At 47.6% G+C, this 20,521-nt stretch carries 18 protein-coding genes; 4 read left to right on the plus strand and 14 right to left on the minus strand.

The features are described from left to right. The first annotated feature begins 245 nt into the window (after positions 1-245). Entirely contained in the window at positions 246-428 is a 183-nt protein-coding gene (locus tag EKG39_RS19980; RefSeq protein WP_126507770.1) for a hypothetical protein, read from the plus strand. A gap of 78 nt (positions 429-506) precedes the next feature. Here the strand turns inward: EKG39_RS19980 and EKG39_RS19985 are convergent, their stop codons facing one another. Further along, positions 507-1,379 carry a LysR family transcriptional regulator gene (locus EKG39_RS19985; protein WP_126507771.1) on the minus strand — a complete coding sequence of 291 codons (873 nt, stop codon included), beginning with the start codon at positions 1,377-1,379 and terminating at the stop codon, positions 507-509. 118 nt (positions 1,380-1,497) lie between these two features. Between EKG39_RS19985 and EKG39_RS19990 the strand changes: the two genes are divergently transcribed. Continuing rightward, the gene (locus EKG39_RS19990) at positions 1,498-1,848 is read left to right on the plus strand and encodes a hypothetical protein (protein ID WP_246028574.1); all 351 of its coding nucleotides are present in this window, start codon (positions 1,498-1,500) and stop codon (positions 1,846-1,848) included. 121 nt (positions 1,849-1,969) lie between these two features. Here the strand turns inward: EKG39_RS19990 and EKG39_RS19995 are convergent, their stop codons facing one another. The 13 genes from EKG39_RS19995 to EKG39_RS20055 form a co-directional block, all read right to left on the minus strand. Beyond that, on the minus strand, positions 1,970-3,307 hold the full coding sequence (locus EKG39_RS19995) for a coproporphyrinogen III oxidase family protein (protein ID WP_126507772.1): 1,338 nt from the start codon (positions 3,305-3,307) through the stop codon (positions 1,970-1,972). Positions 3,308-3,722: 415 nt separating this feature from the next. Continuing rightward, on the minus strand, positions 3,723-4,709 hold the full coding sequence (locus EKG39_RS20000; protein ID WP_126507773.1) for a formate dehydrogenase subunit gamma: 987 nt from the start codon (positions 4,707-4,709) through the stop codon (positions 3,723-3,725). Between the two features lie 67 nt (positions 4,710-4,776). Further along, on the minus strand, positions 4,777-5,346 hold the full coding sequence (gene fdh3B, locus EKG39_RS20005; RefSeq protein ID WP_126507774.1) for a formate dehydrogenase FDH3 subunit beta: 570 nt from the start codon (positions 5,344-5,346) through the stop codon (positions 4,777-4,779). A 28-nt stretch (positions 5,347-5,374) separates the two neighbouring features. Beyond that, positions 5,375-8,230 carry a molybdopterin-dependent oxidoreductase gene (locus EKG39_RS20010; RefSeq protein ID WP_126507775.1) on the minus strand — a complete coding sequence of 952 codons (2,856 nt, stop codon included), beginning with the start codon at positions 8,228-8,230 and terminating at the stop codon, positions 5,375-5,377. Positions 8,231-8,248: 18 nt separating this feature from the next. Next, entirely contained in the window at positions 8,249-8,446 is a 198-nt protein-coding gene (locus EKG39_RS20015) for a formate dehydrogenase (protein WP_126507776.1), read from the minus strand. Positions 8,447-9,577: 1,131 nt separating this feature from the next. Further along, complete coding sequence (locus tag EKG39_RS20020; RefSeq protein WP_126507777.1) at positions 9,578-10,585, minus strand: formate dehydrogenase subunit gamma; 1,008 nt, start codon at positions 10,583-10,585, stop codon at positions 9,578-9,580. A 60-nt stretch (positions 10,586-10,645) separates the two neighbouring features. Continuing rightward, on the minus strand, positions 10,646-11,236 hold the full coding sequence (gene fdh3B, locus EKG39_RS20025) for a formate dehydrogenase FDH3 subunit beta (RefSeq protein WP_012144749.1): 591 nt from the start codon (positions 11,234-11,236) through the stop codon (positions 10,646-10,648). A gap of 27 nt (positions 11,237-11,263) precedes the next feature. Beyond that, positions 11,264-14,113, minus strand: coding sequence for a formate dehydrogenase subunit alpha (locus EKG39_RS20030; RefSeq protein ID WP_126507806.1), 2,850 nt, complete (start codon positions 14,111-14,113; stop codon positions 11,264-11,266). Positions 14,114-14,149: 36 nt separating this feature from the next. Then, the gene (locus EKG39_RS20035; protein ID WP_126507778.1) at positions 14,150-14,350 is read right to left on the minus strand and encodes a twin-arginine translocation signal domain-containing protein; all 201 of its coding nucleotides are present in this window, start codon (positions 14,348-14,350) and stop codon (positions 14,150-14,152) included. Between the two features lie 183 nt (positions 14,351-14,533). Further along, on the minus strand, positions 14,534-15,229 hold the full coding sequence (locus EKG39_RS20040) for a TorD/DmsD family molecular chaperone (protein ID WP_126507779.1): 696 nt from the start codon (positions 15,227-15,229) through the stop codon (positions 14,534-14,536). A gap of 10 nt (positions 15,230-15,239) precedes the next feature. After that, positions 15,240-16,919, minus strand: coding sequence for a 4Fe-4S binding protein (locus EKG39_RS20045; protein ID WP_185817670.1), 1,680 nt, complete (start codon positions 16,917-16,919; stop codon positions 15,240-15,242). Positions 16,920-17,157: 238 nt separating this feature from the next. After that, entirely contained in the window at positions 17,158-17,775 is a 618-nt protein-coding gene (locus EKG39_RS20050) for a DUF3306 domain-containing protein (RefSeq protein ID WP_126507781.1), read from the minus strand. After that, positions 17,775-18,245, minus strand: a complete 471-nt coding sequence (locus tag EKG39_RS20055) for a DUF3305 domain-containing protein (RefSeq protein WP_126507782.1) — start codon at positions 18,243-18,245, stop codon at positions 17,775-17,777. Before EKG39_RS20055 ends, EKG39_RS20050 begins: the two co-directional genes overlap by 1 nt. Before the next feature lie 254 nt (positions 18,246-18,499). Between EKG39_RS20055 and EKG39_RS20060 the strand changes: the two genes are divergently transcribed. Then, on the plus strand, positions 18,500-19,387 hold the full coding sequence (locus tag EKG39_RS20060) for a formate dehydrogenase accessory sulfurtransferase FdhD (protein ID WP_126507783.1): 888 nt from the start codon (positions 18,500-18,502) through the stop codon (positions 19,385-19,387). An 83-nt stretch (positions 19,388-19,470) separates the two neighbouring features. After that, positions 19,471-20,376, plus strand: a complete 906-nt coding sequence (locus tag EKG39_RS20065) for a helix-turn-helix transcriptional regulator (protein ID WP_126507784.1) — start codon at positions 19,471-19,473, stop codon at positions 20,374-20,376. Positions 20,377-20,521: the final 145 nt, after the last annotated feature.

Consider the following 20,521-nt stretch of genomic DNA (forward strand, 5'->3'; position numbering starts at 1 on the left):
TCAAGCCTGACAGTCGATAATCGATGAGGTTAACCAATCTTTTTGTAAGAGATCTCTCAATACCCTGTCTGAGATTGCCATCTAAAGAAGCTTGAACAAACGAATATAAAACGACCAAAAATAAAATTATCAAACACTTAATGCCAATTGATATTGGCTCAATTCGTTCAGCCCGTTTTCACTCCCCCCTAACCTTCAACTTAAATGGCTAATATAGAATTTCACAACGGATGTAGGATTGTTGAATGGACTCAATAATTAATTTGGAAGAATATTTTGAGCTTACAGGTTCGCCAGAGAGCAAGCTCAAGCGCTATCAAGCCTGTCTGCAGGAGTTTGATCGCCTCAACTACGATGACCCCTTTATCAGGCAGATACGCAACGAAGTCGTTATCTTAGAAAAGAAACTTAAGCTTCCGCTAAACTGACAACTTGGAACACACGCCCTTGATAGGTATGCAGAATCCAGCAGCTTGATTGCTCTCCCCCCCCCAAAAAAAAAGGCACTACCAGCACTGACGAAAAAAGTCGATAAAGGCCCTGATTTTAGCCGGAAGATAAGAGAGCTTTTGATAGTAGCCCCACATAGAGAATTGCTGGCTCGTGGCCTGACTCAAGATAGGTATTAAGCTTCCACTGTCCAGCTCCCTCTGCACTATCATCTCTGGAATATAGATGATACCTCCCCCCTGCACGCCAGCTTCGACAATAACTTCTGTATTATCACTCACTAAGATGCCATTAACTTCAACGCTTTCACCACTTGAGAACTGCCAAACAAAAGGCTTACTCTCTTTTCCGTAACAGAGACATGTATGCATATTCAGTTGCTCCAAGGTCTCAGGCATACCATTACGAGCAATATACTCAGGCGAAGCAAATAGGCTGTTATGGTAATCACAAAGCGCTACACCAACGAACGTTCCCGAATCAAACTTATCGATATGTCTGGCCAGTGAGATATCTGCACTGCGCAGTGGAAGACTGTCGTAATCGACCGACTGTAATACCAGCTTGATATCAGGGTATCTGGCATTAAATCTGGGTAACATGGGCATCAATACCCGACTCAGAACAGGTGCGGGCGCGGCAACAGTAAGGCTACCGCCAGGAGATTCTCCCAGGGAGACAGTCTCATCCAGCAGGGCCTCCCACTGACTACTTATCTGCCGTACCTCTTGATAAAAATGCTCACCGGCTTCAGTTACAGCCAAGCTACGCGTAGATCGCTTAAGCAGTTGAACTCCCAGGCTCGACTCCAGCTCGGCCAGGCGTTTACTCACTGCCGATGGACTGATATTCATGGCCCTAGCCACCGACACCATAGAGCCCATCTCAACCACGCGTTTGAACATCTGCGCCTTCTCAAATGGCCCCATATTATTTCCTTTCAAGAAACTAACAATTCACTAAATGGTAGATTATCCATTTAACAATAACAATTAGACTCATCCCAATACAATATCAGTGAATAGAACCGATAGATGAGGGCAATAAATGATGTACATAATTGAAACCGTAAGCTGGACGGCGAAGGCCGGTGTGGAACGAACCGAGATGGTGAACGCTGTAGAGCGGATGGTATCCGACTTAGAAAAAGTCCCGGGATTCAGGTACCAATCACTTTCATTGAAAGAGAGTACTGCAAAAAACAGCGATGAGAGTGGCACTCCCGATCAGTGGCTACAACTCTATTACTGGGATAGCGTCGAGACGGCTCACAACTCCAACGCTCTAATGGCACCAACGGCTTCACTCTCCCATCTGATCAGCTTAATAGAGCCCAACACCATAGCCATAGATGTTTTCATTCCCCAACAGCAATCATCACAACTCACACTAAGCTGAGTTAACTAGGCCACGACGGCGTGCCTCACCGCTGGCTTGTCAGCAAACAATACAGAAGAAAAAATACGCAAAAAAAAGGTTGAAGCAAAGCTTCAACCTTTTAGTTCAGGAAGTATGGAGTCTACATGTCACAGGGCTTCAGTGGCTTACGCAGTTGAGCACGCACATTATCCATACCTGAGTAAAACTCTTTCATCATCAACAGGCCCATCATCTTACCGTTATCTGTGACAATCAAGTTGTCGGGATCGGTAGGGTCATTCTTAATTGCGCCAATCACCTTCATAGAGGTCATCTCTTTAAACAGCGCCGTATCTAAGTTTACGCCGAAGGTCTCACGGAAATACTTACGGGAGAGGCGACCGGAGAACATGCCCAGCAGGAAGCGATACTGCATCACATCTTTCTTACTGTAGTTCTTCTGCTGCTCGACGCCCATGCGGCCCGCTGCAATATTCTCCTGGTACTTGCGCAGTGAGAAATTATTCACATATAGGGTGTCATCGAGGAAACTGAATGAGCCAGAACCAACACCCAGATACTCATCATAATCGATGACATACTCATCGAACCCTTCGTTGTTTGTCTTACCAAACGCCCAGGCTGAAAGCTGATTGTATTGCCCATTCAGGCTATTTAGAATTTGACGATACTGACGTGCCATATCACCTTGAGGAGCCGCCAGCTTTCCCTTCACACTCTTACGGGTCTGGTGGGTGATCATCAGAGGATAGGTCGTGATCTGACGTGGATCGAGTTTCGATGCCATATCGAGGTCATATTGAATGACTTCATCGGTCTGCCCGCGGAAACCAAAGATCAGATCCACGTTAATGATCGGAAACAGCTCTTTCGCCGCCATAATCTTATCGAAGGTCTGCTGGCCCGAGCCAAACTTCTCGATGCGGTCTGTCATTGCCAGGATATCATCATTGAAGCTTTGAACACCGATAGACATGCGGTCGACTAAACCTTCGAGCTGTTTAAACCCCGGGCTATCAAGATGCTGAGGGTCCGATTCACAGGAGACCTCTTTAATGCTCGGGAATAGCGTCTTAGCATGCTCAATGGTTCGGGCAAGCTCATCTTCCAGTACAGTTGTGGTACCACCGCCTATGTACATAGACTCGAAGTCATAACCTAGCGACTTAACCATATCCATCTCTTTTCTGAGCGAGATGAAATAGGCTCGCGCCTTATCTTCTTTGAAGATAAAACGATGGAAGGTACAAAACGAACAGAGCGTATGACAGAAAGGGATATGCGCATAGAGCATATACTTCTTGCCTTCAACCGGCGCAGGCATCATGTCGGCTGACTGAGTATCCAACCGTAGATTCTTATCCACATAGAACTGCATAACCCGCTCCATAGAGCTAAGCATCCAGTTGGGCACAGTGATATCAGCCTCATAAGGTTTAATGATTTCACTGCTAGCCGTTTGAATAATTGAAGACATAAAGATTCCTACCTGAGCTATCTATAAGTAGCGTCAGAAAATTGAAGAACAACACTCTAAATTTACGAATGATACCCGGTAAATAAAAAAACCACTTTGAAGCATAAAAGTATCATTTGAGAAGGTTCCAAAACGTGAACTGGTTATAAGTTACTGTCACCTAACAAGGAAATCTAGAGATTTTTGTTAAGCAAGTCATGTTTTAGCGATTAACAAAACTAAGCGCTTGAAAACTGCTCTTGCTTAAAGCGTTCACACTTTCCAGCAAAGAAACATTCGCGGCTAAAGCCGCTCCTACCTGGATAGCCTCCGGAGATGACAAGCAACTCAAGCATCCGGCCGATACAAAAACACCCCGCTAGTAACCCAACGGGGTGCTTTATTAAAATCGATTCTAGTTTCTAGAACCTAGGTACTAATCTTTATACTTAAGCGTACCGTTCTCTTTGATCTCATCGAACCAAAGGTTGTGGTGCTGGCTTGCCCAAGTCTCGTCACAATATCCGGATACCATACACTCCATACCACCTTCAGACATAACCGTTGCCATAAAGATATGGACGATTGAGAAAGCGGTAATAATGATGGCACTGACAGAGTGAAGCACGAGTGCAATCAGGCTCAGTGTACGGCTAGGCTCGAACAAGTTCGGGAATAGCAGCAACATGCCGGACGCTGAGATAACCAAGCCAAATACAGCAAAGGCCCAGAACCAGAGTTTTTCACCGGCGTTAGCAAAACCGGCATCCGGATGCTTACCCTTGAATGGACCGAAGTTGATGTAACCACCAACCACCATCATCCACTTAAGATCATACATCTTAGGTAACTGGTTTTTAGCCCAAAGTGTAGTCATCAAGGCCCAACCCAACATGAATGGGATAGCCATGAAGTCATGCACTTGCTTAGCGGCATAGACAAATCCTGCCCACAAACCTTCGCCAATGTATGGCTGGAAGAAGAAACGTCCGGCCAACAGAGTGAGACCCGTCAGAATCAATAACAGGCAAGGAATAGCACCTAGCCAGTGAATCGACACATCAAACTTAGACCAGCGATAAACCAGCTTGCCTGAGAAACCACCGTGAAGTTTAGAAATACCATTCACTTTGATAAACAGGACGAAGATGATGATCATACCGAATAGCGCAGCCGTTAATGCCGGCGCTAGCAGATCACTACGAAGTTCTAAAACACGTAGGTCATAGGTATTGATCGGCTGATTGTGGAACTCACCATGAGAGGTAGTTACACCTGTGGCACCCGCCTTTAACTGAGACCAAATTTGGCCGTCTGTTGCGACAGGCTGCTCAGCTCCTTGTGAAGAGCCAGCTTGAGCTAGGCCAATAGCACTAAACATCAGCACTAAAGTTAAGCCAATCTGCTTGAACCAATTGTTCATATTACATCCTTATCTTCCACACCATGTCACCATGGCGTGGATTTTTGGGCTGAATACAGACTAGGGATTAACCCCAGATTGCATTTTTAGAGCCACGGTATGCAACACGCTCACGGTAGATTGACGAGATAATCTCAGCATCACCCGCAAGTAACGACTTAGTCGCACATAACTCAGCACACATTGGAAGTTTACCTTCAGCGATACGGTTTGAACCGTACTTCTGACGCTCTGCATCTGAATGGTTCTCTTCAGGACCACCGGCACAGAAAGTACACTTATCCATCTTGCCACGGCTACCAAAAGCACCCTTTTTAGGGAACTGAGGCGCGCCGAATGGGCAAGCGTATAAACAGTAACCACAACCGATACAGGTATCTTTGTTGTGTAGCGTTAAACCATCTTCAGTCTTGTAGAAGCAGTTCGCAGGACATACTGCCTGACAAGGTGCATCGGTACAGTGCATACAAGCCACTGAGATAGATGCTTCACCAGGTTGACCATCATTGATAGTCACTACGCGGCGACGTTGAATGCCCCATTCCAGAGCAGAGTCGTTTTCGTTCTTACAAGCGGTGACACAACCATTACACTCGATGCAGCGCTTGGTATCACACAAAAATTTCATTGTAGCCATAACGGCATTTCTCCTAGCTTATCTGCACTTACGCTTTTTCAATCTGACAAAGCGACGACTTGGTTTCCTGCATCTGAGTCACAGGGTCATAACCATAAGTCAATGCAGTGTTCGCTGACTCACCAATAACATAAGGAACCGTACCTTCAGGGTAGTTTGGTGCAAGGCTCTCGCCGTGCATCTCACCCGCGAAGTGATATGGCATCCAAGTTACACCAGGCTTAACACGCGGTGTCACCATAGCTTTAATCTTGATTCGGCCACCTTCTGCACCTTCCAACCACACGGTGTCACCATCGCGGATCCCGCGATCGGCAGCATCAGCAGGGCTTATCTCAACAAACATCTCTTGTTGAAGCTCTGCAAGCCATGGGTTACAACGAGATTCTTCACCACCACCTTCATACTCAACCAGACGACCAGAGGTCAATGCCAGCGGGTACTGACCTGTCATGTCTTTCTCTTGGATTGACTTGTACAGAGTCGGCAGACGATGAACTTGCATGTCATCATAAGTTGGGTATTTAGCAACAAGATCACGACGTGGCGTATATAACGGCTCACGGTGAACAGGCACTTGATCCGGGAAGGTCCAAACGATACAACGCGCCTTAGCGTTACCATAAGGAATACAACCGTGCTTCATAGCGACACGCTGGATACCACCGGAAAGGTCGGTCTTCCAGTTTTTGCCTTCAGCTTCAGCCTTCTCAGTCGCTGTCAGGTCATCCCACCAGCCAAGTTGCTTAAGCATCTCTGCGGTGAATTCCGGGTAACCATCTTGGATTTCAGCGCCTTTAGAGAAGCTACCTTCGGCCAGTAAGTTCTTACCCTTGTATTCCACACCATAACGGGCACGGAAGTTACCACCACCCTCAAGTACATGCTTGTGCGTGTTATAAAGGATCTGAGTACCAGGATGCTTCTGCTCCGGAGTACCCCAACAAGGCCAAGGTAGACCGTAAGTATCGCCCTTAGCAGGACCACCTTCGGCTTCAAGAGTCTTATTGCTGAACGTACCCCAGTTTTGGGTGTGCATCTTCAGACGCTCAGGGCTTTGACCCGACATACCGATAGTCCACATACCGCGGTTAATCTCGCGAGTGATATCTTCGATAACCAGAACGTCATTAGCATCTTTAGCGATACGCTTAGTGTATTCGTCGGCGAAACCAAGCTTCTGAGACAGACGGTACATGATCTCAAGGTCAGTCTTAGACTCGAACAATGGTTCGATAACCTTTTCACGCCACTGTTGGCTACGGCCAGAGTTAGATACTGAACCTTCAGTTTCGAACTGAGTTGCCGCAGGAAGCAGGTAAACACCATTTTGGCGACGGTGCATAACACCCGCCATAGTTGGGAATGGATCCACAACCACTACAGTATCCATCTTATCCAGTGCATCACGAACTTCACGCTGACGGGTTTCGGTGTTAACCGATTGTCCCCAGAAGAATGCCATGCGAACACGGTCTTTCTGAGCTAGTTTCTCAGGCGTTTCTAACACACCATCATGCCAACGAGAACAAGGAATACCAGGCGTGTTCATTGGAATACGGCCTAGGTATGAGTTTTGGTCGAAGCGACCCTTAACCCAATCAAACTCCAGATCCCATACATGAGACCAGTGCTTCCAAGAGCCGGTCTTAAGACCGTAGTAGCCAGGTAGCGTATCGAATAGCAGACCTAAGTCGGTCGCACCCTGTACGTTATCGTGACCACGGAAGATGTTAGTACCACCACCTTTAACGCCCATGTTACCCAGCGCAAGCTGAAGGATACAGTAAGCACGAGTGTTAGCATTACCTACGTGATGCTGAGTACCACCCATACACCAAACTACGGTGCCGGGACGGTTTTCAGCCATAAGCTTAGCGGCTTGGTAAACCTGCTCTTCGCTTACGCCGGTAATATGCTCAACTTCTTTAGGTGGGAACTTCTTCGCCTCTTCGCGAATAGTTTCCATCTCGAACACACGCTCTTGGATAAATGTCTTATCTTCCCAGCCGTTCTCAAAGATGTGCCAAAGCATACCGTAGATGAATGGGATATCAGTACCTGGGCGTAATGCACAGTGCAGATCAGAGTGAGCGGCAGTACGTGAGAAACGAGGGTCGACAACGATAACTTTAGCGTTGTTCTTCTCTTTCGCTAGCAAGATATGCTGCATTGCAACAGGATGCGCTTCGGCCGGGTTTGCCCCGATGAAGAAGATTGCATTAGCATTCTGAATATCGTTGAAAGAGTTGGTTTGCGCACCGTAGCCCCAAGTGTTAGCAACACCGGCTACCGTGGTAGAGTGACAGATACGTGCTGAGTGGTCGACGTTGTTCGTGCCCCACATAGCCGCAAATTTACGATACATGTAGCAGCCTTCGTTCGAGAACTTAGCGCTACCCATAAAGTAAAGTGAATCAGGACCTGACTCTTTACGGATATCCAGCATCTGGTCGCCGACTTCGTTGAAAGCCTGTTCCCAAGATAGTTTCTTCCACTTGCCATCGACAAGTTTCATTGGATACTTAAGACGTTTCTCACCGTGACCGTGTTCACGCAGTGCAGCACCTTTCGCACAGTGTCCACCGCTGTTGAATGGGTGATCGAATGCTGGCTCCTGACCGGTCCAAACACCATTTTGTACTTCGGCATATAGACCACAACCTACCGCACAAGCACTACAAACGGTACGCTTGATCTCGATTGGCGCATTGTGTGGGATATCTTTGGCTTCAGCACGACGCATCATGCCTGTACCCAAAAGTGAAGCTGCTGCGATACCACCGGTAGTGATACCTGCATGCTTCATAAACTGACGACGGCTGATCCCTAAAGACTTCTTCTCAACTTTAGGTGCCGCGTTGGATTTGCGAGTTAATTGCATCGCTCGATTTCTCCTAAATTAGCTACGCAAGCTATTGTAATAACTGCGGATATGAGCAGTTTCATGGTAGCCATCAGCACTCTTAGTGCTTACATTGCTTTCTGTTGCTTGAGCGGCACTGATACCTGTAGCAGCAAGGGCGACGCTCGCCGTACCGCCTACAGTTAGTGCTTTCAGCAAAGATCTGCGATTCAGATCAGGCTGTTGCTTCTTCATTATGACTCCGGGTATCAAAGGGGAACTCCCCTATTTGTTATATTTTGATGCATTTGACTGAGCTGGACAAAATAGACAAGTCCCCCTTAAGTTAATAAAAAGTAACAACCTCTTAAGGAATCTTGTTTATGTTGAGCAACCAGCAAAACACGGGTGCAATATAAAACAAAAAATGAAGAGAAAAACTTGATCTGACTCCTATTAGATATATCAAAGAACCTAAAACCGACCCAAAGTGTTAACTCAATCATGCTTTGGAAATCTGTTCATTTCTCCTGCATAAGTTCTCAATAGAAACCAAACCAAACTTGTTACAAGGCTGTACACCAACATGTTAATACTTAAGAATAAAAATAATTAAAAATGGTTTTCAACATCTGAATTTTTGAAGCGTTAAAGTGATACGTTTTGACTAAAAAGTCAGCACGATAAAATGCAGATTTGAAGGTTAAATGGAGAAGTAAAAAGCTGTAAATTTTAAGTTAGAGACAGAGCAGAGAAAGGTGCGAGGTGCGAGGTGCCAGCAGAATAACGAGCAAGATTCGCGGCTAAAGCCGCTCCTACACGGAGAATGTCCCGCACCAACTATCAGACACAAATCCCTTCCTTCTACCTCCATGTAGATCAGGGATAATTATATCCATATACAAATACCACAGTTTTCCATCCATGGACGGTGGCATAAGTGTTCCAGACACAAAAACGCCCCGGCTTATTCGACCGAGGCGTTTTTACTTATGACTTACAGCTTAAGACTTATAGCTCGTAGCTCGTAGCTCGTAGCTCGAAACTAAAAGCTAGTCTTTGTATTCCAAAGTACCGTTAGCCTTAATCTCATCATACCAAAGGTTATGGTGTCTGCTTCTGTCAAGAGTGCCCAGTTCTCAATGATGCGTGAGCATCAAGCACCAGCGGCCAGACACGAATCCTTTCCTTCTACCTCCATGTAGATCAGGGATAACTCTCCTCGATAAGAGTATCTGACCTCCAGGGATGGAGGAAATGCCAATAAATATCGGGAATATTTATGGCCATATACAAAAATGCCTCAACTGAAACCAGACGAGGCATTTTTCTTATGACTTACAGCTTAAGACTTATAGCTCGTAGCTCGTAGCTCGAAACTAATAACTAATCTTTGTATTCCAAAGTACCGTTAGCCTTAATCTCATCATACCAAAGGTTATGGTGTTGCACGGCCCAGTTCTCATCACAGTAACCAGACTTCATACACTCCATGCCACCTTCACTCAATACTGTCGCCATCCAGATATGTACGATAGTAAATGCGATAATGATGATCGCGCTGATAGCGTGTATCAGTAGTGCCGCAAAAGATGCTTCACGTGGAAGCTCTAAGCCAGGCAAAACTAACATCATGCCTGAAACACTGATGAACAGCCCGAACAGGGTAAGTGTCCAGAACCACATCTTCTCACCGGCATTAGCAAAACCACTATCAGGATGCTTACCCTTGAATGGACCGAAGTTGATGTAACCACCAACCACCAGGAACCACTTCAGGTCATACATCTTAAATGTTTGCAGAGGCATCCATTTAACGACACATAAGATCCACGATACGATAAACACCGGGCCCACGTAATCATGGATAAACTTACTGGCGTTAATCAGTCCGGCCCACATTCCTTCACCCACATAGGGTTGCAGAATATGTTTACCCAGCATGATGTTGATACCGGTGAATATTAGTCCCAGACAAGAGATAGCTAATACCCAGTGGATCCACAAGTCAGCCTTAGACCAACGTAATACCATTTTGCCTGAATAGCCCTTACTTAATTTAGAAGGACCATTAACAAAATAGAAGACAACGAAAGCACCAAATACACCCAATACCGCCAAACCCATTGCAGGAGTGAGGTATTGATTTTTTATCTCAGTTGCCTCAATCGCCGATACGTTTATCAGAACGCCACTTTCAACGCCCTTCTTGGTGGTATAGCCAGAATCACCAGACTGCACAGCGCGCCATAGATCGGCATCGCTAGTGTTGGCCATCTGTTGGCTGGTTTGATCATCGACAGCAAGCGCCGATGTGCTCAAACCTAACCCCATAGTTAAAACAAAAGGTAAAACCAGCAAAGCAAACAGGCCACGCAGTGATTTTAATAACATAGTCACTCCTTTATCGGACTAGTAACAGGGCCATGAACTGAGTTCACGGCCCTATTTGTCCTACGCGCCAGTCTTAGGGGTGTAACCCCATATCGCATTTGGATTGCCACGTGCGACAATACGCTCACGATAGATGCTAGAAACGATATCTGCATCACCCGCTAACAGCGACTTAGTTGCACACAGTTCAGCACACATAGGCAACTTACCTTCAGCCAGACGGTTTGAACCGTACTTCTGACGTTCAGCATCTGAATGAGTCTCTTCCGGGCCACCGGCACAGAAAGTACACTTATCCATCTTGCCACGGCTACCAAAAGCACCCTTCTTAGGGAACTGAGGCGCACCGAATGGGCAGGCGTAGAGACAGTAACCACAACCGATACACGTATCTTTGTTGTGTAGCGTTAATCCGTCTTCAGTCTTGTAGAAACAGTTTGCTGGGCAAACCGCCTGACAAGGTGCATCGGTACAGTGCATACATGCCACTGATAGAGATGCTTCACCTGGCTCACCATCGTTAATTGTTACTACGCGGCGACGTTGAATACCCCACTCGAGAGCGGAATCGTTTTCGTTCTTACAAGCAGTGACACAACCGTTACACTCGATGCAGCGTTTGGTGTCACACAGAAATTTCATGACTGCCATAATGGCTTATCTCCTCATCAAGTTCAGTTAGGCTTTGGTGATCTGACACAAGCTAGACTTAGTCTCTTGCATCTGAGTCACAACATCATAGCCGTAGGTCAATACTGTGTTAGCCGATTCGCCAATCACATATGGTACTGTACCTTCAGGGTAATTCTTCTCTAGGCTTTCACCTTCGAATACACCCGCGAAGTGGTATGGCATGAAAGTCTCACCATTTATCACACGTGGGGTTACCATGGCCTGAACTTTAATTTTTGCGCCTTCCGGACTGTGAACCCAAACATCGTCACCGTCACGAAGACCACGATCCGCCGCATCACCCGGGCTGATTTCGATGAACATCTCTTGTTGAAGTTCAGCTAGCCAAGGGTTAGAACGGGTCTCTTCACCACCACCTTCATATTCCACTAATCGACCAGAGGTCAATGCCAGTGGGAAGTCTTTAGCGAAGTCCTGATCCTGAATAGTCTTATACAGGGTAGGAAGACGTGCAACCATACGGTCTTCGTAGGTTGGGTACTTAGATACCAAGTCACGACGAGGCGTATAGAGTGGCTCACGGTGCACTGGAATATCATCAGGGAAGTTCCAAACGATACAACGCGCTTTTGCGTTACCGTAAGGCATACAACCATGCTTGATAGCCACACGCTGAATACCACCGGAAATATCAGTCTTCCAGTTTTTACCTTCTGCGTGCTTCTTCTCTTCAGCCGTCAGGTCATCCCACCAGCCAAGTTGCTTAAGCATGTCAGCGGTAAATTCTGGATAACCATCCTGAATTTCAGCGCCTTTAGAGTAAGAACCTTCGGCAAGAATGTTATTACCATTATGCTCAACACCATAACGTGCACGGAAGTTACCACCACCGTTCTTAACTTCACGATCGGTACGGTAGAGGATCTGTGAACCAGGGTGCTTCATCTCTGGCGTACCCCAACATGGCCAAGGCAGACCGTAAGTCTCACCTTTAGCTGGGCCGCCTGGTGCTTCAAGCGAGTTGATATCGAAGGTACCCCAGTTTTCCTGGTGCATCTTCAAACGCTCTGGGCTCTGACCTGTGTAACCAATGGTCCACATACCGCGGTTGAATTCGCGGGTCATATCTTCAATCAATGGCTCATCGCCGTTAACCTTAATATGCTTACAGAACTCTTTCTCGATGCCCCATTTCTTAGCGAGCTTGTACATGATCACGTGATCTGGCTTAGACTCGAACAATGGCTCGATAACCTGCGTACGCCACTGCAGTGAGCGGTTAGATGCAGAGATAGAACCGTAAGTCTCGAACTGAGTCGCTGCTGGAAGCAGATATACACCATCTTTACGATTGTGCATAACACCCGCCATTGTTGGATATGGATCGACAACAACAACTGTGTCCATCTTATCCAATGCTTCACGCACCTCACGGCCACGGGTTTCAGTGTTAACCGATTGACCCCAGAAGAATGCCATGCGGATATTGTCTTTCTGTGCAATCTTAGACTTGTCTTCGAGTACACCGTCATGCCAGCGAGAACATGGAATACCAGTCGAGTTCATTGGAACCTGACCTAGATGCTCTTCTTGGTCGAAGCGGTTCTTAACCCACTCATAATCAAGATCCCAAACATTACACCAGTGCTTCCAAGAGCCGGTCTTAAGACCGTAGTAGCCAGGTAGCGTATCAAACAGCAGACCGAAATCGGTTGCACCCTGTACGTTATCGTGACCACGGAAGATGTTAGTACCACCACCCGATTTACCCATGTTACCCAGAGCAAGCTGAAGGATACAGTAGGCGCGAGTGTTAGCATTACCGACGTGATGCTGAGTACCACCCATACACCAAACTACGGTACCTGGCTTAGTCTCGGCCAATGTCTTAGCGACACGACGCATCTGCTCACCAGGAACACCAACCACGTTTTCAACTTCGGCAGGATTCCACTTAGCGGCTTCCTCACGAATACGTTCCATGCCGTATACACGCTGATCGATAAAGGTTTGATCTTCCCACTTGTTTTCGAAGATGTGCCAAAGCAGACCGTAGATATATGGGATATCTGTACCAGGACGGATATGTACAAACTCATCAGCCTTAGCTGCAGTACGGGTGAAACGAGGGTCAACAACGATGATTTTCGCACCGCGTTCTTTACCTTCAAGAATGTGTTGCATAGCAACCGGATGCGCTTCACACGGGTTAGACCCGATGAACATCATCGCTTTTGCGTTGCGGATATCGTTGAAAGAGTTAGTTTGCGCACCATAGCCCCAAGTGTTAGCAACACCGGCTACAGTGGTAGAGTGACAAATACGCGCTGAGTGATCGACATTGTTCGTGCCCCACATAGCTGCGAATTTACGGTACATATACGCTTGTTCGTTTGAGAACTTAGCACTACCCATGAAGAATACTGAATCAGGACCAGATTCCTTACGGATATCCAATGCCTTTCCACCCACTTCTTCAATCGCCTGATCCCAAGAGATCTTCTTCCACTTTCCGCCTTCCAGCTTCATTGGATACTTAAGACGCTTCTCACCATGGCCATGCTCACGTAGCGCAGCACCTTTTGCACAGTGACCACCGGCGTTGAATGGGTGATCGAATGCAGGCTCTTGGCCTGTCCAGACGCCATTCTGTACTTCGGCGTAAATACCACAACCTACTGAACAGTGAGAACAGATAGTACGCTTGATTTCAGTTGGCGCATTATGAGGTACTTCTTTAGCTTCTGCTTTACGCATCATTCCTGCGCCAAGCATAGATGCCGCAGCAATACCACCAGTTGCAAGACCTGCAGACTGAAGGAACTGACGACGGTTTAGACCCAGGGCTGGCTTTTTAGCTACTTCAGCCTGGTCTGTTTTGCGGGTTAATCGCATCACACACTCTCCTAATGTTATTTACTTATGGCGTAATTACTTGGTACGTAATGACGCGTAATAACTGCGAACATGGTCAGTCTCTTGGTAACCATCACCTTTAGCTTTTGTTGGTTCAACGCTTGGTGATGCGGCAAGAGCTTGGCCACTGACAGTTGCAACTGCACCAGCCGCACTGCCGACTGCCAATGCTTTCAGCAATTGACGACGACCCATATCGGAAGCTTGCTTCTTCATAGTGTCTCCTAAGTTTTCGCTTAGTTTTTCGTTAAAATATGGGTCAACTAGTCGATGACCCGGTTACTTTTGAGGGCGAACCCTCGATTTTATAACATCAACTTGTTTGCTTTTAACACGGTGGTTTAACCTTCAAACTCACCTCAAGTTGATGTTCATGTACAACCCAAACCTGCTCACTGCTTAAGAAGCCAGCTCACTGGTAGTAGGTTCAATTTTTTCTGCTTCAACTTTCTCAGCTTCGGCTTTTTCAGCTTCAGAGCCAGGACAGTTCACAGGAATATCCAATTGAAGTTGTTCAAATTCGTTTGCCTCAACTTCGAAGAAAGACTTAGCCAGCTGAGCCACTGTCGCATAGAATGCGGCGCTCGGTGTTTTGGCTAAGTTAGTGCAGAAGCGCTCAATCCAGCTACCGATATGGCGCTGATAGAATGCCAGCTGACGATAGCCCGGCGCTTCCAAAATCAAGGTGCCCATCACTTCACATAGTGCAGCAACGTGATCTTCAGGCTCTTTGACATCCTCTTCACGCTCGAAACCTAACTGTTGAAGGTCTTGACGTAACAGGGCCAATGGCTTGTCCATCAAAGACCCCGTCATAAACCAGCTGCCATAAGGCATGATTTCACCGCTGCCTACGCCATAGAAGATGTTGAAATATTCATCTTCAAGCTGCTCACTGGTAAATTGATTCGCCGCTAACTTCAGCGATAACCAGGCTTTAGTCATCTCGCTATCGTCGTTTGCATCGACTTCAAGATTGGCTAAAAATTGCAATAGCTCAGCGCTTGGCTGACTGCGCAGTAGTGCTGCCAAAAGCTGATAGATGTCGGCTCTTAACTGATCGTTTTCTGATACTTCTCTTACTAATTCGGTCATAGCTAAACTCTTATCGCAGTTGCTTTTCAGGATCTTGAAGGATGTCTTCAAACATATCTTTTACCCGGCAGTCGCTACACATCTTTAATCGATCGATGTTAGCGCTAAAGGCACTGTGACCTCCGACTGCTTCCAGCATCCGTTGCACCATGGACTGGGTGGCGAAAGGGGTGCCGCAACGAATACAATCGAATGGGGCTTCCTCTTTCAAGGTTTGACGCTGCTGACGCTGCGCTTTATCAAAATTCATTTGCGGTGTCAGGCTGATCACCTTCTCGGGACAGGCCGACTCACACAGACCACATTGCACACAGTCTTGCTCGACGAAATGTAGTGCAGGCTTATCACCACCATCGGTTAATGCCTGAGTCGGACAGGTCGAAACACAAGAGAGACATAAGGTACATTTGTCGCTGTTGATGCTGACTTTACCGTAAGGAATATTGCTTTGGCTCAAGCAGGTATCCACCGACGCGGCCTGCTCATTGAGGTGGTCAATCGCCGCATACAAGGTATTACGCTTTGTCGTGGCAGCAAACTCACCGGGAACAATCATTGGCCAGTTCGAACTGGTTTCCAACAATGCGGTAAGATCACCTATGCTCGACTCATCGATAACTGAGATACGACCTGGTTGACCCATCTCGTCTAAGATATCGTTGGCTAACTTATGTTCGCCTTGCAGCATCTGAGTCAAGGTCGGCGCCGTCGCTTCGGTGTTTAACACCAAAATTTGACGTGCTCCCCAGGCAAGAGATGACATCCAATGATCCATGCTTGCAACCGTTATCTCTTCCAGAGCAACGGGAATGACGGCTCCCGGTAGATCAACGCCGACAAGTTCAGCACCATTGGCCTCATCATGGAAAAGGATAACCGGCGCCGTTTGCGCCTGCTCACGAAAACGGGTCACTAGCTTATGCAGATAAGAGTGCAGGGCTTGCGGGGTGGGCAGATCATAACTGATGGCGCCCGTCGGACATGCATTGGTACAACTACCGGCACCGTGACAAAGATAAGGATCTATTTCGATCATCTTGTCGATACTTTGAATCGCATCGGCAGGACAGAAGTTGAGGCAGCGGTTGCAACCATCGATACCATTACGGTTGTGAGCACAGATCTCACTGTTGACCTTAACGTAGCGTGGTTTATCAAACTCACCTATCAGTTCCGGAAGTTGGACGATGGCATCATCAAGTTTAGCTTCATCCTGCCCGACGTAGAAGTAGCCCGCTGGAAGCATCTCAAGATTGATGCAAGGTGATTGACTCAGATCCAGAATAAGATCGAAATGGGCTTTACGTATCGCCACCATGCTAAGTTCAACGGCATTGGTATCAGAGGCGTTGTCTGAACCAGAGTCTACCTTAACCTGAAACTGGCCTAGGAAGCCTTTAATCTCAATGAGTTTATTGTAAAAGCTCTCAACATTCTCTGCCGAGCTCATTACCTTTTCCAGGTGCGCTTCATCTTGGCTGGTAATCGACTCATTGGCCAAGATGGCAAGCTTGCCCATATTGGACAACTTGTCCGCCGCTAAACGAGCCAGATCTTCCGGCCCTATGATTAGCACGTTCCCTTCAGTGGTATAACTTACGGTCGGCGGGATCAGATTCTGAAGGATCTGAGTATTTGCCAACACCTGCTGTCGAACTGCTTTGAGTTCAACCTGGGTATCATTATTCAAATTTTTGCTCACGTTGCGTTCCTGAACAGTATTTGGTTGTTGCTGTCAGCTAGGTCGCTATCCGTTTCTCCCAATCCTTCAGGGAAACTATTTATGTGCGCTATGTCGAATCTGCGCTAGCTTTACCTATTTCATCTGCTGGCTTTCTATGTCTGCTTTTATCTGCAAACTTTATATGGCCATATCTACAGCAATTCACATACCAAATTTATGGTTATTAAACTTCTCTAAAATTACTTTAAGAAACCGTCACCTTGGATTCATCTTGCTTTTGTGGTTCATTTTGGGCCAAGTCATCACACTCGACGTCCAAAATGTCCCCGCTTATTTCTTCACCACAATGAGTCGCAATTTCCTCCGCTTCGGTATCAAGTTCAGCCGTTAATGTCTCTTCGCCCTCTTGCTCCTCTTCCTTGTCCTTAGTGACATGACGGAAAATTTTCTTGGCGATTTCGGCAGAGTGCTCTGGCGTCAACTTAGGCTGGTTACTGTAGTCGAGGGCGTATTCGAGCAAGCCATCGATCTCATTGTATTGAGGTTGTTTCCAGAGTGCTTTCAGCGCTGCAGCCTTGGCGGTAGGGTCGACGTTGTCGGCCATGAAGCTGGCGAAGCTGCCACCCACTTCAATCTTGTCAGGATCCGGTAACTCCTCGGCAGAAAGAATTTTATCTTCCGCTGCGGACTCAGGTGATGCCTCTGTCGACTCATCTTGTAACGAAGAGTCTTGAAGCGAAGGATCCTGGATTGGCGCTTCGGCCTGTTCCTGTGCGGCCAGCTCTGCAGCCTCTTTCTCATCGGCCACCTGTTGGCGGCGAAGATTCCAACGCGAAAGTAATCCGGTAGGTTTATCGCTCATTAGTTTCTCTGCCCGAAGTTGTTATTGCTACTCGGGCCTTCATTCTTACGGCGATTTACATGTTTACGACGATGGGCGCAGATCTCAACCTCACCGTGGCGGGTAATATAGGCTTCGATCCAACATGCGATAGCTTCAGGCATTAGCAGATTGAGTACTGGGGTATCACCTTCGAGGCAACCTGCGGCAACGTTCTGATCGGCAGAGATAGAGGCCGGAACCCAGGTTCCATCTTCCAGCTCATCACAGACGATGTACAACATGGCGTTGTCCATATCCAGGTTTATACGATAACTGCCACGCTCATCTTTATGTAGCTCAAGCATAACGAGGGTGGATCCTTCGGGGGCCTGGTGAGTCGCCGGTAATATCTGATCCAGCTCCCAGGTCACTGAGGTCCAGCGTCCGACTTGTTTCTCTACTCTCTTGAGAGAAACGTGCATAGGCCATTGGCTTTCGGTATGTCGCATTTAGTCTCCGTCTTGCCTGTAGAGGCATGTCGAGATGACAGGCCTGCTAAATAACTTCTATCCCTAGTAAAGCAATATGCATGCCAGCCTAAAGGTTAAGATAACTTGAGCTGGATCATCAATTCCAGCCTAAGATTAGGACAATTTGTCCTATATGCAATTCAGGCTAGGACATAAAAGGACGCTTTTGAGGCGTAAACAGAGAGAGATCACGCATTGGGGCGAGGAATCCAAACCTAGGTACAATTATTGCTATGATCTCTGCATCGAATGTTCAAAATGAGTTTCCAGCCTTGAGCCAGCACAAACCCAGCTTAATCAAAACCGATACCGATGTGCCGCTAACCATTGCCGTTAACGCCATAGATGAGAACGGTGAGCGAGTCGAGAAGCATATCGCCTGCGAACGCCCGCTCACTGTCTACCTGAACTGGCGCCCTATCGTGACCTTGATGACCTTAGGTGCCCGCGCCGAATCTCTCGCGCTGGGATACCTGAAAAACCAGGGCTTCATCTCCGACCTTAAGCAGTTAGAATCTGTGATTGTCGACTGGGATGTGAACTCCGCCGCCATCATTACATCGGAAAGCACGGCTGACTTAGAGGAGAAACTCTCTGAGAAGACAGTCACAACCGGGTGTGGTCAGGGCACGGTTTACGGCGGTTTCATGGACGGACTCGATGATATTGTTCTGCCTCAACCACAACTTAAACAGAGCATGATCTATAGCCTGCTTAAAAATATCAGCGCTTATAATGAAACCTACAAGAATGCCGGCGCAGTGCATGGTTGTGGACTGTGTCAGGATGATAAGATCGTCGACTTTGTCGAAGATGTGGGCCGCCATAACGCGGTAGACACACTTGCCGGTGAGATGTGGTTGAAGCAAGACACTGGCAACAACAAACTCTTTTACACCACGGGTCGCCTGACCTCTGAGATGGTGATAAAAGTAGCCAAGATGGGCATCCCCGTCGTCCTGTCACGCAGCGGCGCCACTCAGATGGGACTGGAACTGGCACAGAAGCTCGGAATCACCATGATCGCCCGAGCCAAGGGCAGGCATTTCCTTATCTACCATGGTGCCGAAAATGTCGAGCTCGATGCGATTCCACCTAAACGCCCGGCTAAAACCAGCTAACTGCAACGAGTTCGAACACGATAAACCCAGGATAAAATATTTTATAGGAACTCGCCCGCAGAGTTCTTCCGTAAGGAACAGCAATGACAGAACCAAGTGAACTCGTCTACATGAGCGCCAAACAGGTCGCTGAGTATTTAGACCTTAACGAAAAGAAGGTCTATGCGATGGCGAATGACAGAGTCTTACCCGCGACCAAGATCACGGGTAAATGGCTGTTCCCTAAGATCCTTATCGACCGCTGGGTCATGGACTCATGTCACAGCGGCATGCTGTCTGACCGTATGCATATCACAGGCAGCGATGACCCTCTGCTCTCTATGCTGGTCTCCAGGTTGATGACCCAGATTGGTAAGAGCGACTTGATCAGTTACAGCTCGACCGGTTCACGCATGGGGCTGGATCTCTTGTCCCGTGGCTACGCCGATGTCTGTACGCTTCACTGGGGCAGCGTCGATGAGCGTAACATTCGCCATCCGGCACTGCTTAAGGGTTACGCCAACCACCAGCAATGGGTCATGGTTCACGGCTATACCCGTAAGCAGGGGTTGATGGTGCGTAGCGATATGCTGCAACAGTGTCAGGAGGAGGAGAAGATTGTCTCGCTACCCTGGCGCTGGGTCGACAGACAAGCGGGGGCAGGCAGCCAGCAACACCTTGAACACTGGCTATTGAAACAGGGTGCTGCCCTGACACACCTTAACGCTAACGTCACCGCCTATAGCGAGCGTGAACTCGCCGCCTATATCGCCCGTGGCGATGCCGATATCGGTTTCGGCTGCCAATCGGTTGCTATGGAGAGCGGCCTCAGCTTTATCCCACTGATCACCGAATCCTTCGACTTCGTCATGCCACAGGGGATCTACTTCCGCCGCCAGCTGCAGCACCTGTTCGATATGCTTGCCAGCACCCAGACACGGCAACTGGCCGCCACACTTGGCGGATATGATCTGACTGACTGTGGACAGTTGTTGTGGAACCCTTCGTAAGCGAAGGTTCGGGGTTTTAGGGGCGAGGCTATCAGGAATTGTCGGTTAACAATTCTCTAAGTAACTTTTTGATTTGGCCTGATTAGGTATCTAATCGGGTCAATTTGAACATTGACCCACGATGTTATCTATCACCTGCCGTGGG

This window comes from Shewanella atlantica, from assembly GCF_003966265.1.
Lineage (GTDB): Bacteria > Pseudomonadota > Gammaproteobacteria > Enterobacterales > Shewanellaceae > Shewanella > Shewanella atlantica.

Excerpts from the sequence above, each read along its gene's own strand:
- EKG39_RS19980 (WP_126507770.1), top strand. The coding sequence starts at position 246 with ATGGACTCAATAATTAATTTGGAAGAATATTTTGAGCTTACAGGTTCG.
- EKG39_RS19985 (WP_126507771.1), bottom strand. The coding sequence starts at position 1,379 with ATGGGGCCATTTGAGAAGGCGCAGATGTTCAAACGCGTGGTTGAGATG.
- EKG39_RS19990 (WP_246028574.1), top strand. The coding sequence starts at position 1,498 with ATGATGTACATAATTGAAACCGTAAGCTGGACGGCGAAGGCCGGTGTG.
- EKG39_RS19995 (WP_126507772.1), bottom strand. The coding sequence starts at position 3,307 with ATGTCTTCAATTATTCAAACGGCTAGCAGTGAAATCATTAAACCTTAT.
- EKG39_RS20000 (WP_126507773.1), bottom strand. The coding sequence starts at position 4,709 with ATGAACAATTGGTTCAAGCAGATTGGCTTAACTTTAGTGCTGATGTTT.
- fdh3B (WP_126507774.1), bottom strand. The coding sequence starts at position 5,346 with ATGGCTACAATGAAATTTTTGTGTGATACCAAGCGCTGCATCGAGTGT.
- EKG39_RS20010 (WP_126507775.1), bottom strand. The coding sequence starts at position 8,230 with ATGCAATTAACTCGCAAATCCAACGCGGCACCTAAAGTTGAGAAGAAG.
- EKG39_RS20015 (WP_126507776.1), bottom strand. The coding sequence starts at position 8,446 with ATGAAGAAGCAACAGCCTGATCTGAATCGCAGATCTTTGCTGAAAGCA.
- EKG39_RS20020 (WP_126507777.1), bottom strand. The coding sequence starts at position 10,585 with ATGTTATTAAAATCACTGCGTGGCCTGTTTGCTTTGCTGGTTTTACCT.
- fdh3B (WP_012144749.1), bottom strand. The coding sequence starts at position 11,236 with ATGGCAGTCATGAAATTTCTGTGTGACACCAAACGCTGCATCGAGTGT.
- EKG39_RS20030 (WP_126507806.1), bottom strand. The coding sequence starts at position 14,113 with ATGCGATTAACCCGCAAAACAGACCAGGCTGAAGTAGCTAAAAAGCCA.
- EKG39_RS20035 (WP_126507778.1), bottom strand. The coding sequence starts at position 14,350 with ATGAAGAAGCAAGCTTCCGATATGGGTCGTCGTCAATTGCTGAAAGCA.
- EKG39_RS20040 (WP_126507779.1), bottom strand. The coding sequence starts at position 15,229 with ATGACCGAATTAGTAAGAGAAGTATCAGAAAACGATCAGTTAAGAGCC.
- EKG39_RS20050 (WP_126507781.1), bottom strand. The coding sequence starts at position 17,775 with ATGAGCGATAAACCTACCGGATTACTTTCGCGTTGGAATCTTCGCCGC.
- EKG39_RS20055 (WP_126507782.1), bottom strand. The coding sequence starts at position 18,245 with ATGCGACATACCGAAAGCCAATGGCCTATGCACGTTTCTCTCAAGAGA.
- EKG39_RS20060 (WP_126507783.1), top strand. The coding sequence starts at position 18,500 with ATGATCTCTGCATCGAATGTTCAAAATGAGTTTCCAGCCTTGAGCCAG.
- EKG39_RS20065 (WP_126507784.1), top strand. The coding sequence starts at position 19,471 with ATGACAGAACCAAGTGAACTCGTCTACATGAGCGCCAAACAGGTCGCT.